Raw genomic sequence first — 14,126 nt, forward strand, 5'->3', positions numbered from 1 at the left:
GTCATGCTCCTGAAGTTCGATGGCGCTGTCGGCGACTGCGCTTCCATGGACACACTATATGATTCACGAATACGACAATCAATCGCACAAATATGAAGCAATCATTCAGTATTTGTAAACTATGGGCGCGTAAGCCATCCTCCAGCGTAACCACACGCTGGAAGGGGCGCCTCTCTCTTTCGGAACGGATTAGGGCTTGGCGGCGATCTTGATGGGCGGGCGCATGCGCGGCGCGGCGTCGGACTGGCGCCTGATCAGCGAGAAGTCCATCAGCACGTGCTCGGGCGCTTCCGGCGCGCCGTCGCGCAGCGCGCGGATCTGGCGCACCAGGTACTGCACCGCCGCTTCTGCCATGCCGGTGATCGGCTGGCGCACGGTGGTCAGCTCGGGCCAGATGGTGGTGGCCAGCGCCGTATCGTCGAAGCCCGCTACCGTGAGGTCGCCCGGCACGTCCAGGCCCAGGCGGTGCGCGATGGCGACGGTGGCCGCCGCCATGTCGTCGTTACTGGCGAAGACGGCGGTCGGGCGCTGCTCGAGGCCCAGCAGCAGTTCGGCCGCATCCAGGCCGGAGCGGTAGGTAAACATGCCTTGCACGGTCAGCTCGGCCGCGTCCTGCGCGCCGCGGTCGGCAATGGCGGCCTTGAAGCCGGCCAGGCGGCGCGCGCTTGCGGTCTGGTTCGGGTGGCCGATGACGAAGCCGATGCGCTGGTGGCCCAGCGTGATCAGGTGCGAGGTCATGGCGTAGGCGGCCTGGTAGTCGTCGATGCTGACGGCGCACACGCGCGGGTCGGGCTGGCCGCAGGCCACGGTGACGGCCGGCAGCGAGGACTTGGCGATCATGTCGATCAGGCCCGGCATGTCGCACAGCGGCGGCGGCAGGATGATGCCGTCCACGCCGTTGTCGATCAGGCGCTGGGTCTGTTCCTTCCAGTGCTCGCCCGCTTCGCACTTCTCCACCACCAGCTGCACGTTGTTCAAGCTGGCCTGGTTCAGCAGGCCGACCAGGAATTCGCTCAGGTAGCCGGCGCTGGGATTGCTGTACAGGAAACCAATGCGGATAGGCCGCGAGCCGGCGAGGCGGCGGGCGGCCTGGTTGGGCACGTAGTTGAGCGCGGCCACGGCTTCGTCCACCTTGCGGCGGGTGCTTTGCCGTACCTTGGTGTCGCCATTCATCACGCGCGACACCGTCATCGGCGACACGCCGGCCAGTTTCGCCACGTCGGACATGGTGGGGACACCGGAGCGGGATTCCGGTCCCGCGGCTGCTTTCGCCTTAGTTCTTGCCATCTGCTCAGAAAACCTGTGTTAAAAAGTGGACTTTACCACAAGCTGCGCTGGTAAAACTGTCCGGCCATGCAACAAATGGTCACACGTATGTTAACGCAATCATTGCGGCCGGACCAGATTTCTAACCGCGCCCCGGAGCGTAGGGGAATTTCAGCGACTTGTAATAGTCCAGCGGCATGCCCGGCGCCTTCACGCCGGCAGGCAGCGCCAGCCCGGAAACCGACTGGAAGTAGGCCACGCAGGCGTCGCGCCACCACACCGCTTCCTGGTACTGCTTGTCCAGCAGGACCGCCACGTCCTCGTGGCGGCGCGCGTCGATGACCGGCTTCAGGCGCGCCCACCGCCGGCGCATGTCGTCCGCCTGCGCCACGCCGCTGTCGTATCGGGCCAACAGTTCGTCCCACAGCTTGCGGCCGGACGCCATCTTGTAGTCCCAAGGCAGGTGGTGGAACCACAGCAGCATGCTTTCCGGCGTGGTGCGCGGGTCGGCGTACCGGCGCGCCAGTTCGGGCGCGTACTGGGCCACGGCGTTGCTGCCGGTGGCGGTGCGGTCGAAGCCGATGCCGCCCTTGTCGGCGCGGTGGTAGTAGACCGGGTTCCAGTCCGGGCGCTCCAGGTTGGCCACCCATGGCGCGGGGCCGTGGTGGTGGCCGGTGCCCATCAGGTGGTGCAGGCCGAGCGGCGTCATGTAGTTCACCACCGCTTCGCGCGACATCATCATCAGGTCGGTAACCTGCGCCACCACGGCCGGCTCGGACGAGAAAGTCTGCGCTACCCATTCGCGCGCCAGCGCGCGCGCGTCGGCCTGCGGGTTCCAGGCCAGGCGGCCGAAGGCGTACCAGTTGGCCTGGTCGAAATGCGAACCGCTCCAATTGCGCTCGCTGCCGATGTTGGCCACGCCGGCAATGCCGGTCAGGCGCGATTTGCCCTGCTCCGCGCCGGCCTCCAGGATCTGCGCCACGGTGGCGCTGCCGCCTTTGCCGCCCGTGCCGGTGTGCATATCGGTGGCCAGCGTTTCCTGGTACATGGTGCCGAGGTAGGCCAGGTGCGTGGCGTAGCCCAGGTATTCCTTGGTGATCTGGAATTCCATCATCAGCGGCGTTTTCGGCATGGCGCCGAACAGCGGGTGGGCCGGTTCGCGCGGCTGGAAGTCGATGGCGCCGTTCTTCACCTGCACCAGCACGTTGGCGTCGAAAGTGCCGTCCAGCGGTTTGAATTCGTCATAGGCCTGCTTGGCGCGGTCGTCCGGCTTTTCATGCGCGTAGACGAAGGCGCGCCACATCACGATACCCTTGTGCGGCGCCACAGCCTTGGCCAGCATGTTGGCGCCGTCGGCGTGGCTGCGCTTGTAGTCCTGCGGGCCGGGCTGGCCTTCGGAGTTGGCTTTCACCAGGAAGCCGCCGAAGTCGGGGATGGCCTTGTAGATCTCGCCGGCCTTGGCTTTCCACCAGGCGGCGACGGCCGGGTCGAGCGGGTCGGCGGTCCTGGTGTCGCCCAGTTCCAGCGGCGTGGAGAAGCGCGCGGACAGGTAGACCTTGATGCCGTAAGGGCGCAGCGAATCCGCCACGGCGGCGGCCTTGGCGATCCATGGCGCGGTCAGGATGTCCGGCTTGGAGTTCACGTTGTTGAGCACCGTGCCGTTGATGCCCAGCGAGGCGTTGGCGCGCGCGTAGTCCACGTAGCGGCGGTCGCGCACTTCGGGCAGCGCCCACCAGTTCCAGATCGATTCGCCGGCGTAGCCGCGTTCCACGGTGCGGTCCAGGTTATCCCAGTGGTTCAGCACGCGCAGTTGCAGCTTGGGCGCGGAACGCTCGTCCAGCGCGGCCAGGCTGCCCAGGCCACCCGGCGCTTCCGCGCCGGTGCCGATCTTGCGCAGCAGCGCGAAGGAGCCGTACAGCAGGCCGATGTCGCTGTTGGCGGCGATCAGGGTGACCTTGCGGCCCTGAAGGCGCGTGCTGCGCAGCAGGTAGCCTTCCTGGCCCAGCGTTTCGAGCTTCAGGCCCATGCCGGACAGCGCAGGCATGGACGCCGGCGTGGCCAGCACCACGGCGCCGTCCTGCACGGCGGCGGCCAGCGGCGGTTCCTTGCCCAGCAGGCCGCCAAGGCCGCGCTGCAGTTCGGCCACGGCCGCCTGCAGCGGCGTGGCGGCCGGCGCGGCGATACTGCCGCCAGCCGTGCCGGCACCGGCGCCAGCGCCGGCGGCCACGATGGCGCTCGCCACCGGACGCACTTGCACGCGCGCCGCCTTGTCGAGCGGGCGGTAGCGCAGCCACAGGTCGTAGCCGTCCTCCACCACGCCCGGGGCGCTCTGCGCAGCCTGCGCACCCTGCGCTGCCAGCGCGGGCAGCGGCAGCAGTGACGATAGCGGCAATAGCGGCAAGACCGCCGCCAGCATAGGCGCAAGCGCCTTGAACATTCCTCTCATCTTCAGTCTCCGTTGTACAACTATGTTAGCGCAATCTTCACGGCGCCTTGGGGCTTTCCTGCGGACCGAGGTAGCTCGGTTTCAAGCCGCCCGCGTCCACCACCAGTTTTTGCAGCACCAGCGCGGGATCCACGGCCCAGAACTTGAGCGTGTGCGCGCCTGCGGCCAGCTTGTGCTTCGTCTTGAACACCACCGCGCCATCCGAGACGGCACGCTCCCAGAAGCGCTGCGAACCGTCCGCGTGCACATTCACCACCTGCGGCGTCTCGTCATCGAACGAGGCCGCGTAGCGGAAGCCCTCGCCCGGCTGGAACTTCAGCGTGGGCGCCAGCGTGGCATGCAGGGTCACTTCGCCCGCCGTCTGCAGGTGCACCTTGTATTCGAGCCGCATGCCTTCGGCCGCGCCGGGCAGCGACAGCGCCGCATTGGCCGGCAGCGTGGTCATGGCGGACAGCGTGCGGCCATGGTCCGGAATGCGCAGCCATTGCCAGCCTTCCTTGGCCACGGCGTTCGCATAGTGTTCCGCTTCGATGGCGATCACGCCTTGCGACTCCACGAAACTGCCGGCCGCAGCCTGCACCGGCCGGCGCACCGGCACCTTGATGCGGGTCTTGCCGCCGGGGCCTTCCACGGTCAGCGTCGCCTCGATCATGTTGCTGCCCGCCGGCAGCGACGCCCACGGCACGTCCGCCCAGCGCACGTTCACCATCACGCGTTTTTCGCGCACCACCCGGCCGGCCGAGCTGCTCAGCACCACCCACGGCTCGCTGGCCTTGATGGTGTAGTTGAACGCCTGCTGGCCGCGGTTGAAGATCTCCAGCCAGCGCGCCTGCTTGCTCTCGGCGTCCAGCACCGGCAGCGCGAGCTTGTCCGCATTCTGGCCCGGCCACGCGAACTCGCTGCCCTCCACCGCCACCGCCATCTCGCTCGCCTTGGGCGACTGCACTTCCGTCACCGGCGGCATCACGTTGCGCGGCGGCTGGTTCCAGTAGGTGTAGCCCAGGTGGGTCTGCGACATCATGTGGTTCCACTTGCCGTCGCTGATGTCTTCCATGTACTGGCGCGCCAGTTCCGCGTCCTGCTTGAACAGTCCGCGCGCGCGTTCGGCCAGGTCGTTGGTGGAGGCGCGGCCCTGCTTGCCGTACAGCTGGTTCTGCGCCGCCAGCGCGTACAGCTCATTCACCACCGCGCCCGCATTCGCCGGATACTGCACCAGCTGGAAGAAGGCGTCGCGCAGGTTGGACGGCAAGGCGGCGTCGATCCGGTTGGCGCGCGCGGCTATGTCCTTGTACTCGGCCACGATGCGCGCCGCTTCGTTGTAGTTCACCTGGCTATAGGTGCCCGGCTCCAGCTGCTCCGGCTTGCGGCGGCCGTTGTACTTGGTGTACTTGGCCACGATGTCCGCGATCTCGTCCGCGTGTTCGGCGCCGAACTCGCGCGCCGCCCACAGTTTCAGGTACTCAGGCAGGCGCTCGGCCGGCCACGCCGCAGGGTTCCACGCATAGCTGAGGAAGAATTCGATCGGCACTTCCATCGGTTTCAGGTCGCCCACGTTGACGATCCACATGCGCCTGGCGTCGTACTCCCAGGCCAGCCGCATCTGCTCCCAGATCTTTGGGATCGGCGTCACGTTGAGCCACTTGTAGGAGCGCGGGCCGCCCACGTAGTCGAAGTGGTAGTACACGCCGGCGCCGCCGGAACGCTTGCGCTCTTCCGGCGTGGGCAGGCGGCGGATATTGGCCCAGTTGTCGTCGCACCACAGCAGCAGCACGTCGTCCGGCACGCGCATGCCCTTCTCGTAGTACTCCTGCACTTCCTTGTACAAGGCCCACACCTGCGGCACCTTGCTCATGTCCGGGTTGATCTGCTGCGCGATGATCTCGCGCTGGTCCTTCACGATGCGCTCCAGCAGCGCCACGTTGGAATCCTCCGACATCGGCTCGTCGCCGTCGCCGCGCATGCCCAGCGTGACGATCTTCTCGGTGCCTTTCGAGGCGCGCAGGCCGCCGCGCCAGAAATCCTTCAGCACCGTCTCGTTCTTGCCGTAGTCCCAGGCGCCCTTGCCGTAGCGTTCCCACTCCTTGTGGGCGCGCATCATGGGCTCGTGGTGCGAGGTGCCGATCACCACGCCGTATTCCTCGGCGCGCACGCCATTGAGCTTGTCGTCGTCGAAGAAGGCGGCGTCCCACATGGCCGGCCACAGGTAGTTGCCGCGCAGGCGCAGCAGCAGCTCGAACACCTTCTCGTAGAACTTGTGGTTGTAGCCGCCGTAGTGCTGCTTGGCCCAGCCGGTCAGCGCGGGCGCTTCGTCGTTCAGGAAAATGCCGCGGTACTGCACCGCGGGCGCATCGCTCACGCGCGCGGGGGCGCTGGCGTAGATGGCCTTGCGCTGCCTGGGCGTCACGTCCGCCCACCAGTACCAGGGCGATACGCCGATCTGCTCGGACAGCTCGTAGATGCCGTAGATGGTGCCGCGCTTGTCGCTGCCGGCGATCACCAGCGCGCGCTCCACGCCGGGCATGGGGTTCTTCAGCGTCTGCACCTGCCACGCCTCCCACTTGCCCTTGATGGCGGAAACGTCCAGCGCGCCGGAGCGCACCAGCTTGTCGATCAGCGCGCTCTTGCCGACGGTGCCGATGATGACCACGTCCGCGCCCGCCACGGCGCCGCCCTTTTGCAGCTCGGGGCGGGTGTCGCCGACGCGCTCGATGTCGGCTTGCAGGTCGCCCGCGGCGCGCAGCACGCCAACGTGGTCGGAGGAATCGAGGTACAGCTTGGCGGCGCTGCCGGATTGCACCAGCGCGACGGCATCGGAGTCGGCTGCGGCGCCGCTGCGGTCAAATGCGATAAAGGATTTCTGTCCCAGCGCTAGCGCCGGCAAGGCGCAGGCCAGCATGAGGACAGCACAAGCCGCCCTGGTGAGGAATGTCATTCGTTTGTCTCCGAGCGGCCTGTGTCCGGGCCTGATTTTTGTGGTGTTTTTATAACGCTTCTTATCGTTTTGCACTGCACTGGCGCAGCGCGTTCAGCGGCACGGCGTCGGCCATGGCGCGGAAGCCGGCCGGCGATGGATGCAGGCCGTCGCCCTTGTCGCGCTCCTTCAGCAGGCGCGACGGCTGGGCCGGATCGCGCAGTGCCGCGTCGAAGTCGGCCACGCCGTCGAACACGCCGGAGTTGCGTATCCAGTTGTTCAGCGCCACGCGGTCCGCCTCGTTGTCCACGTTGGGGCGGTAGTAGTCCGAACCCATGTACGGCGAGATGGTGCCGCCGATCACGCAGATGCCCTGCGCGTGCGCACGTTCCACCAGCTGGCGGTGCGCCGTCATCAGGTCGTCCATCAGCTTCTTGCGCGCTTCCGGCGTGTCGTCGCCGTTGCGGTGCTGCCCGCCCAGGTCGTTCACGCCTATCATCACGATGGCATGGGTGACGCCGCTGCGGGCGATCACGTCGCGGTCGAAGCGCGACACCATATTAGGCCCCAACCCGTCGCGCAGCATGCGGCCGCCGCCGATGCCGGCGTTGACCACGCCCATGGCCTGCCCCTCGCGGGCGAAGCGCGCCGCCAGCAGGTCCGGCCAGCGGTCGTTGCCGTCCGTGGTGGCGCCGTGGCCGTCGGTGATGGAGTCGCCGATGGCGACCACCGCGCCCACGCTGCGCGGCGCCTGCACTTCCACGTCCGCCAGCGCATACCATCGCTCCACCTTGGTGGCGGACGGCCATTCGGCGTCCATCACGCGGTTGCCCTTGATGACGAAGCTGTTGGCGCGCGAACCGGGATGGCCGGTCTGGCGCGCCGGTTCGCCCTTGAAGTACATGGAAATGGCCAGGTCCGCGCCCGCCTTGTGCTCGATCGCCACCGGATCGCTGTAATACTCGGCGCCGGACGGTATCAGCACGCTGCTGCGGCCATTGAAAGTGAGGGGGCGCGCGCTGGCGCCGTCGATCTCCGGCTTGCCGGGCGCCTTGGCCAGCGCCACGGCGGCGCCTTCCAGCACCAGCGGCGTGGTGCCGTAGGTGTTGCTGATGCGGACCCGCAGCTTGCTGCCGCCGAGTGAGAGATGCACGATCTGGCGCAGGCTGGACTCGCGCCAGTGCTCCGCCGCCAGTTCATTCTGGCCTTCGGGAATCATGACCGCCGTGCCCCAGGAGGCCACCCAGTGCGCGTCGCTGCCCTCTTTTGCTGCCACTTCGGCAACCGCTGCGAATGCACCGGCTGCAAACAACACGCCTGAAAACCAGGCGCACAACTTGTGTTGACTTGATCGCATAAATCCCTCACACTTGTGTTATGTTAGCGCTATTCATTTTAGGACAAAGCGATGGTACACGCAACAAATCAAAGTGGTTCGCCCAAGGTTATTGAAATGCAGGTGATCCCGGTGGCAGGCTATGACAGCATGCTGCTCAACCTGTGCGGCGCGCACGCCCCCTTCTTCATCCGCACCCTGGTGCTGCTGAAGGACAGCGCCGGCAATACCGGCATGGGCGAAGTGCCGGGCGGCGCCGGCATCCTGCAGGCGCTGGAAAAGGCCGTCCCGCTGGTGGTGGGTACCGAGATCGGGCGCTACAACCGCACCCTGAACGCGGTACGCCTGTCCATCGCCGGCAAGGGCAGCGGCCACCAGCACCAAGTCACGTCCGCCGCCGAAGCGGCGGTGCTGAAGCAGCCGCACGAAATCAACCTGCGCCTGGAAAACGTGGTGACCGCGATCGAAGCGGCGCTGCTGGACCTGATGGGGCAGCACCTCGGCGTGCCGGTGTGCGAACTGCTGGGCGCGGGCCAGCAGCGCGACAGCGTGCCCATGCTGGCCTACCTGTTCTACATCGGCGACCGCCGCCGCACCGACCTGCCCTATCTGGAGAGCACCGGCCCGGAAAGCAGCTGGTACCACATGCGCCACCAGGAAGCGCTGACGCCGGAAGCCATCGCCGACCAGGCCGCAGCCACGGTTGAAAAATACGGCTTCCGCGACTTCAAGCTGAAAGGCGGCGTGATGCACGGCGCCGAGGAAATGGAAGCCATCCGCGCCATCAAGAAGCGCTTCCCCGATTCGCGCGTGACGCTGGACCCGAACGGCGCCTGGTCGCTGGACGAATCGATCGCCCTGTGCAAAGGCCAGGGCCACATCCTGGCTTACGCGGAAGACCCTTGCGGCCCGGAGAACGGTTATTCCGGCCGCGAGATCATGGCCGAATTCCGCCGCGCCACCGGCATCCAGACCGCCACCAACATGATCGCCACCGACTGGCGCCAGATGGCCCACTCGCACCTGCTGGGCGCGGTGGACATTCCGCTGGCCGACCCGCACTTCTGGACCATGCAGGGCTCGGTGCGCCTGGCGCAGCTGTGCCACGACTGGGGCCTGACCTGGGGTTCGCACTCCAACAACCACTTCGACGTGTCGCTGGCCATGTTCACCCATGCCGCCGCCGCCGCGCCGGGCCGCATCACCGCCATCGACACGCACTGGATCTGGCAGGAAGGCCAGGAGCGCCTGACGCGCAATCCGCTGCAGATCGTGGGCGGCGAAGTGCAGGTGCCGCAAGCGCCCGGCCTGGGCATCGAGCCGGACATGGACCGCATCATGGCCGCCAATGCGCTGTACAACAAGGTGGCCACCGGCGCCCGCGACGACGCGATGGCGATGCGCTACCTGGTTCCCGGCTGGACCTATTCGCCCAAGCTCCCCAGCCTGGGCCGCAACTAACACACCAAGGATAGAGACAATGACATTTGCCCAAGTTACCCAATCTCTGCCCGCCGACCTGGCCGACGCCCTGCTGGTTGGCCGCGTCTGGCGCGGCGGCGCGATCAACGGCCCGTGCGTGGTGGTGGTGCGCAACGGCGAGGTATTCGACATCACGGCGCAGGCGCCTACCGTGTCCGAACTGTTCGAGCGCAGCGACCTGGCCGCCTTCACGCGCAGCGCGCAGGGTGAATCGCTGGGCCCCGTGCAGCGTTTGCTGGACGCCGCACTGGAAGCGCAGCCGGATGCGGATGTGCCGCAACTGCTGGCCCCGTGCGACCTGCAAGCCCTGAAAGCCTGCGGCGTGACCTTCGCCGTGAGCCTGCTGGAACGCGTGATCGAAGAACAGGCCGGCGGCGACAAGTCGCGCGCCGACGCGCTGCGCGCCTCGCTGCTGGAATCGATCGGCGCCGACCTGTCCAGCATCAAACCCGGCTCGCCGGAAGCGGAACAGCTGAAGCAACAGTTCATCGCGCGCGGCGCCTGGTCGCAATACATGGAAGTGGGCATCGGCCCTTACGCCGAAGTGTTCTCCAAGTCGCAGCCCATGTCCGCCGTCGGCTTCGGCGCCGATGTCGGCCTGCACCCTGAATCGAAGTGGAACAACCCGGAACCGGAAATCGTGCTGGCCGTGAACAGCCGCCGCGAAGTGGTCGGCGCCTCGCTGGGCAACGACGTGAACCTGCGCGACATCGAAGGCCGCAGCGCACTGCTGCTGGGTAAAGCCAAGGACAACAACGGCTCCTGCGCCATCGGTCCCTTCATCCGCCTGTTCGACGGCGGCTTCACCATGGACACCGTGCGCAACGCGGAAGTACGCATGGTCATCGAAGGCAAGGAAGACGGCTTCCGCCTGGACGGCGCCAGCTTCATGCGCGAAATCAGCCGCGACCCGCTGGACCTGGTATCGCAGACCAGCGGCGCGCACCACCAGTACCCGGACGGCTTCATGCTCTTCCTCGGCACCATGTTCTCGCCGATCAAAGACCGTGGCCAGGCCGGCGCCGGCTTCACCCACCACATGGGCGACCGCGTGACCGTCACCAGCCCGGCACTGGGCTCGCTGATCAACCACGTGCACCGCAGTAACGAGATCACCCCCTGGACTTTCGGCGTACGCGCCCTTTACAAAAACCTGGCCGCACGCGGCCTGCTGAACAACTCGAATGGAGCGAATTAAGATGGTGGCGCCTGTATCAACTGAACGCAAACCCATGGTGTACGCCACCTACCACGACCTGGCCGAAAAGCTGGTGGTCATTACCGGCGGCGGCACCGGCATCGGCGCCGCCATGGTGGACGCCTTCGCCAAACAGGGCGCGCAAGTGGTGTTCCTGGATATCGCCGAGGAAGCCTCGCGCGAACTGGAACAGGCGCTGGCCGGCTGCAAGCGCCCGCCGCGCTTCATCCGCTGCGACCTGACCGACCTGGACGCGCTGGGCAATGCCTTCGCCGCCATCCAGATCGATTTCGGCAAAGTGGACGTGCTGCTCAATAATGCGGCCAACGACAACCGCCACCACGTCAAGGACGTCACCGGCAAGTACTGGGACGACAGCCTGAACGTGAACCTGCGCCACCAGTTCTTCTGCGCGCAGGCCGTGGCGCCCGGCATGAAGGCCAAGGGCGGCGGCGTGATCCTGAACTTCGGCTCCATCTCCTGGCACCTGGCGCTGCCGCAGCTGTCGCTGTACATGACGGCCAAAGCCGCCATCGAAGGCCTGACGCGCGGCCTGGCCCGCGACCTGGGCCCGGACGGCATCCGCGTCAACACCATCATCCCGGGCTCGGTGAAGACCCCGCGCCAGATGGCGCTGTGGCATTCGGCCGAAGATGAAGCGGCCATCCTGGCGGCCCAGTGCCTGCACGAGCGCGTGGAAACCGAGGACGTGGCCGCGCTGGCCCTGTTCCTGGCCTCCGACAACGCCGCCCGCTGCTCCGGCCGCGACTACTTCGTCGACGCGGGCTGGTACGGCGCATGAGTGCGTTGATGGCCACCACGCAGCCGGTCTGCATCTGGGAGCTGGGCGCCAAGCTCGGCGAGGGTCCGTTCTGGCACGCCGCCGAGGCGGCGCTGTACCTGGTGGACATCAAGGGCCAACGCCTGCACCGCTGCGCCGAAGACGGCAGCGCGCGGCAAAGCTGGGACATGCCGGCCGAAACCGGCTTCGCCCTGCCGATGGCGGGCGGCGGCCTGCGCAGTGGCTTGGTCTGCGGCCTGCCCGGCAAGCTGCTGCGCTTTTCCCCCGAAAGCGGTGAATTCACGCCCCTGCTGCAGCTCGAAGCGGACCTCCCCGGAAACCGCCTGAACGACGGCTACGTGGACAGCCACGGCGCCCTGTGGTTCGGCTCCATGGACAACGCCGAAAGCGCGCCCACCGGCTCGCTGTACCGCCTGGCCATGGACGGCACGCTGCAGCAGAAGGACGGCGGCATCATCATCACCAACGGCCCGTGCCACAGCCCGGACGGCCGCACCTTCTACCACACCGACACGCTGGCCAAGGTGGTGTACGCCTACGACGCCGCGCCGGACGGCACGCTGTCCAACAAGCGCCAGTTCGTGCGCACGGCGGAACCCGGCCACCCGGACGGCTCGGTGGTCGATTCCGAAGGCTGCGTGTGGGTCGCCATGTTCGGCGGCGCCCGCGTGGACCGCTACTCCCCGCAGGGCGAAGTCATCGACACCATCGCCTTCCCCTGCCCCAACATCACCAAGGTGGCATTCGGCGGCGCGGACCTGCGCACCGTATTCGCCACCACCGCCTGGAAAGGCATGCCGGACGAGGCGCGCGCCGCCCATCCGCTGGCCGGCGGTGTATTCTCGTTCCGTGTGGAGACCCCGGGACAGCAGCAATATAAATACAAAGGAAACCTGTAATGACCCGCCGCTATCGCTCGCAAGACTGGTTCGACAATCCAGACCATATCGACATGACCGCGCTGTACCTGGAGCGCTTCATGAACTACGGCATTACGCCGGAAGAGCTGCGCAGCGGCCGTCCGATCATCGGCATCGCGCAGTCGGGCAGCGACATCAGCCCGTGCAACCGCATCCACCTGGAGCTGGCCAAGCGCGTGCGCGACGGCATCCGCGACGCGGGCGGCATCGCCATGGAATTCCCGCTGCACCCGATATTCGAAAACTGCCGCCGCCCCACCGCCGCCATCGACCGCAACCTGGCCTATATGGGCCTGGTGGAGATCCTGCACGGCTACCCGATCGACGCGGTGGTGCTGACCACGGGCTGCGACAAGACCACGCCGGCCCAGATCATGGCCGCCGCCACGGTGGACATCCCCGCCATCGTACTGTCCGGCGGCCCGATGCTGGACGGCTGGCTGGACGGCGAGCTGGTAGGCTCCGGCTCGGCCATCTGGAAAGCGCGCCGCCGCCTGGCCGCAGGCGAAATCGACAACGAAAAGTTCCTGCAGATCGGCGCCGCATCCGCGCCGTCGGCGGGCCACTGCAACACCATGGGCACCGCATCGACCATGAACGCCATCGCCGAAGCGCTGGGCATGTCGCTCACCGGCTGCTCCGCCATTCCGGCGCCGTACCGCGAACGCGGCCAGATGGCCTATGAAACCGGCCGCCGCATCGTGGAAATGGCCAGGCTGGACATCCGCCCATCGAGCATCCTGTCGCGCGAAGCCTTCCTGGACGCCATCGTGGTCAATGCCGCCATCGGCGGCTCCACCAACGCGCAGCAGCACATCGTCGCCATGGCGCGCCACGCCGGCGTGGAACTGCGCGAATCGGACTGGATGGAATACGGCCACGACGTGCCGCTGCTGCTGAACATGCAGCCGTCCGGCAAATACCTCGGCGAGCGCTTCCACCGCGCCGGCGGCGTGCCGGCCATCATGTGGGAGCTGGAACAGAAGGGCAAGCTGCGTTCCAACCGCGCCACCGTCACCGGCAAGACCATGGCGGAAAACCTGCAGGGCCGCGAATCGAACGACCGCGAAATGATCACCCCGTTCGACCAGCCGCTGAAGACCAAGGCCGGCTTCTTCGTCCTGAAGGGCAACCTGTTCGACTTCGCCATCATGAAGACCTGCGTCATCTCGCCGGACTTCCGCGCCCGCTACCTGGAGCGCGCCGGCGCCGAGAACGTGTTCGAGTGCCGCGCCGTGGTGTTCGACGGCTCCACCGACTACCACAACCGCATCAACGACCCGTCGCTCAACATCGACGAAAACTGCATCCTGGTGATACGCGGCGCCGGTCCGGTGGGCTGGCCCGGTTCGGCCGAGGTGGTGAACATGCAACCGCCCGATGCGCTGATCAAGCGCGGCATCCTGAACCTGCCGACCCTGGGCGACGGCCGCCAGTCCGGCACCTCGGACAGCCCGTCCATCCTGAACGCGTCGCCGGAAAGCGCCGTGGGCGGCGGCCTGGCCTATGTGCGCACCGGAGACACCATCCGCATCGACCTGAACACCGGCAGCTGCGATATGCTGATCACGGAAGAAGTGCTGGCCGCGCGCAAGGCCGAAGGCATCCCGGCGGTGCCGGCAAGCCAGACGCCGTGGCAGGAACTGTACCGCTCCACCGTGGGCCAGATGCACGACGGCGCCTGCATGGAACTGGCAGTGAAGTACCGCGGCGTGGCCGACACCATGCCGCGCCATAATCATTGAACCCATTAAAAAAATAACAT

At 66.9% G+C, this 14,126-nt stretch carries 9 protein-coding genes; 5 read left to right on the plus strand and 4 right to left on the minus strand.

All coding sequences use genetic code 11. From position 1 onward, the window contains the following. Positions 1-189 precede the first annotated feature (189 nt). From AC56DV_RS03060 to AC56DV_RS03075, 4 genes are all read right to left on the minus strand, one after another. Positions 190-1,227, minus strand: coding sequence for a LacI family DNA-binding transcriptional regulator (locus AC56DV_RS03060; protein WP_496312827.1), 1,038 nt, complete (start codon positions 1,225-1,227; stop codon positions 190-192). Positions 1,228-1,408: 181 nt separating this feature from the next. Beyond that, a complete protein-coding gene (locus tag AC56DV_RS03065) occupies positions 1,409-3,712 on the minus strand; it encodes an alpha-glucuronidase family glycosyl hydrolase (protein ID WP_496312828.1) in 2,304 nt (767 codons plus the stop codon). Positions 3,713-3,749: 37 nt separating this feature from the next. Next, positions 3,750-6,644, minus strand: a complete 2,895-nt coding sequence (locus AC56DV_RS03070) for a glycosyl hydrolase 115 family protein (RefSeq protein WP_496312829.1) — start codon at positions 6,642-6,644, stop codon at positions 3,750-3,752. A 61-nt stretch (positions 6,645-6,705) separates the two neighbouring features. After that, positions 6,706-7,899, minus strand: coding sequence for an SGNH/GDSL hydrolase family protein (locus tag AC56DV_RS03075; protein WP_496312830.1), 1,194 nt, complete (start codon positions 7,897-7,899; stop codon positions 6,706-6,708). Positions 7,900-8,031: 132 nt separating this feature from the next. Between AC56DV_RS03075 and AC56DV_RS03080 the strand changes: the two genes are divergently transcribed. Genes AC56DV_RS03080 through AC56DV_RS03100 form a run of 5 tightly spaced genes read left to right on the plus strand, consistent with a single transcriptional unit; the run spans position 8,032 to position 14,106 of the window. Beyond that, entirely contained in the window at positions 8,032-9,420 is a 1,389-nt protein-coding gene (locus AC56DV_RS03080) for an enolase C-terminal domain-like protein (RefSeq protein ID WP_496312831.1), read from the plus strand. A 19-nt stretch (positions 9,421-9,439) separates the two neighbouring features. Beyond that, a complete protein-coding gene (locus tag AC56DV_RS03085) occupies positions 9,440-10,639 on the plus strand; it encodes a fumarylacetoacetate hydrolase family protein (protein WP_496312832.1) in 1,200 nt (399 codons plus the stop codon). Positions 10,640-10,673: 34 nt separating this feature from the next. Then, positions 10,674-11,441, plus strand: a complete 768-nt coding sequence (gene xylB / locus AC56DV_RS03090; RefSeq protein ID WP_496312956.1) for a D-xylose 1-dehydrogenase — start codon at positions 10,674-10,676, stop codon at positions 11,439-11,441. Continuing rightward, the gene (locus tag AC56DV_RS03095; RefSeq protein WP_496312833.1) at positions 11,438-12,340 is read left to right on the plus strand and encodes an SMP-30/gluconolactonase/LRE family protein; all 903 of its coding nucleotides are present in this window, start codon (positions 11,438-11,440) and stop codon (positions 12,338-12,340) included. The genes xylB and AC56DV_RS03095 overlap by 4 nt, the downstream gene beginning before the upstream one ends. Then, positions 12,340-14,106 (plus strand): IlvD/Edd family dehydratase, encoded by a 1,767-nt coding sequence (locus AC56DV_RS03100; RefSeq protein WP_496312834.1) that lies wholly within the window; start codon positions 12,340-12,342, stop codon positions 14,104-14,106. Before AC56DV_RS03095 ends, AC56DV_RS03100 begins: the two co-directional genes overlap by 1 nt. Positions 14,107-14,126 lie beyond the last annotated feature (20 nt).

This window comes from Massilia sp. BGA-UO-ETr-WB1 (assembly GCF_059567845.1).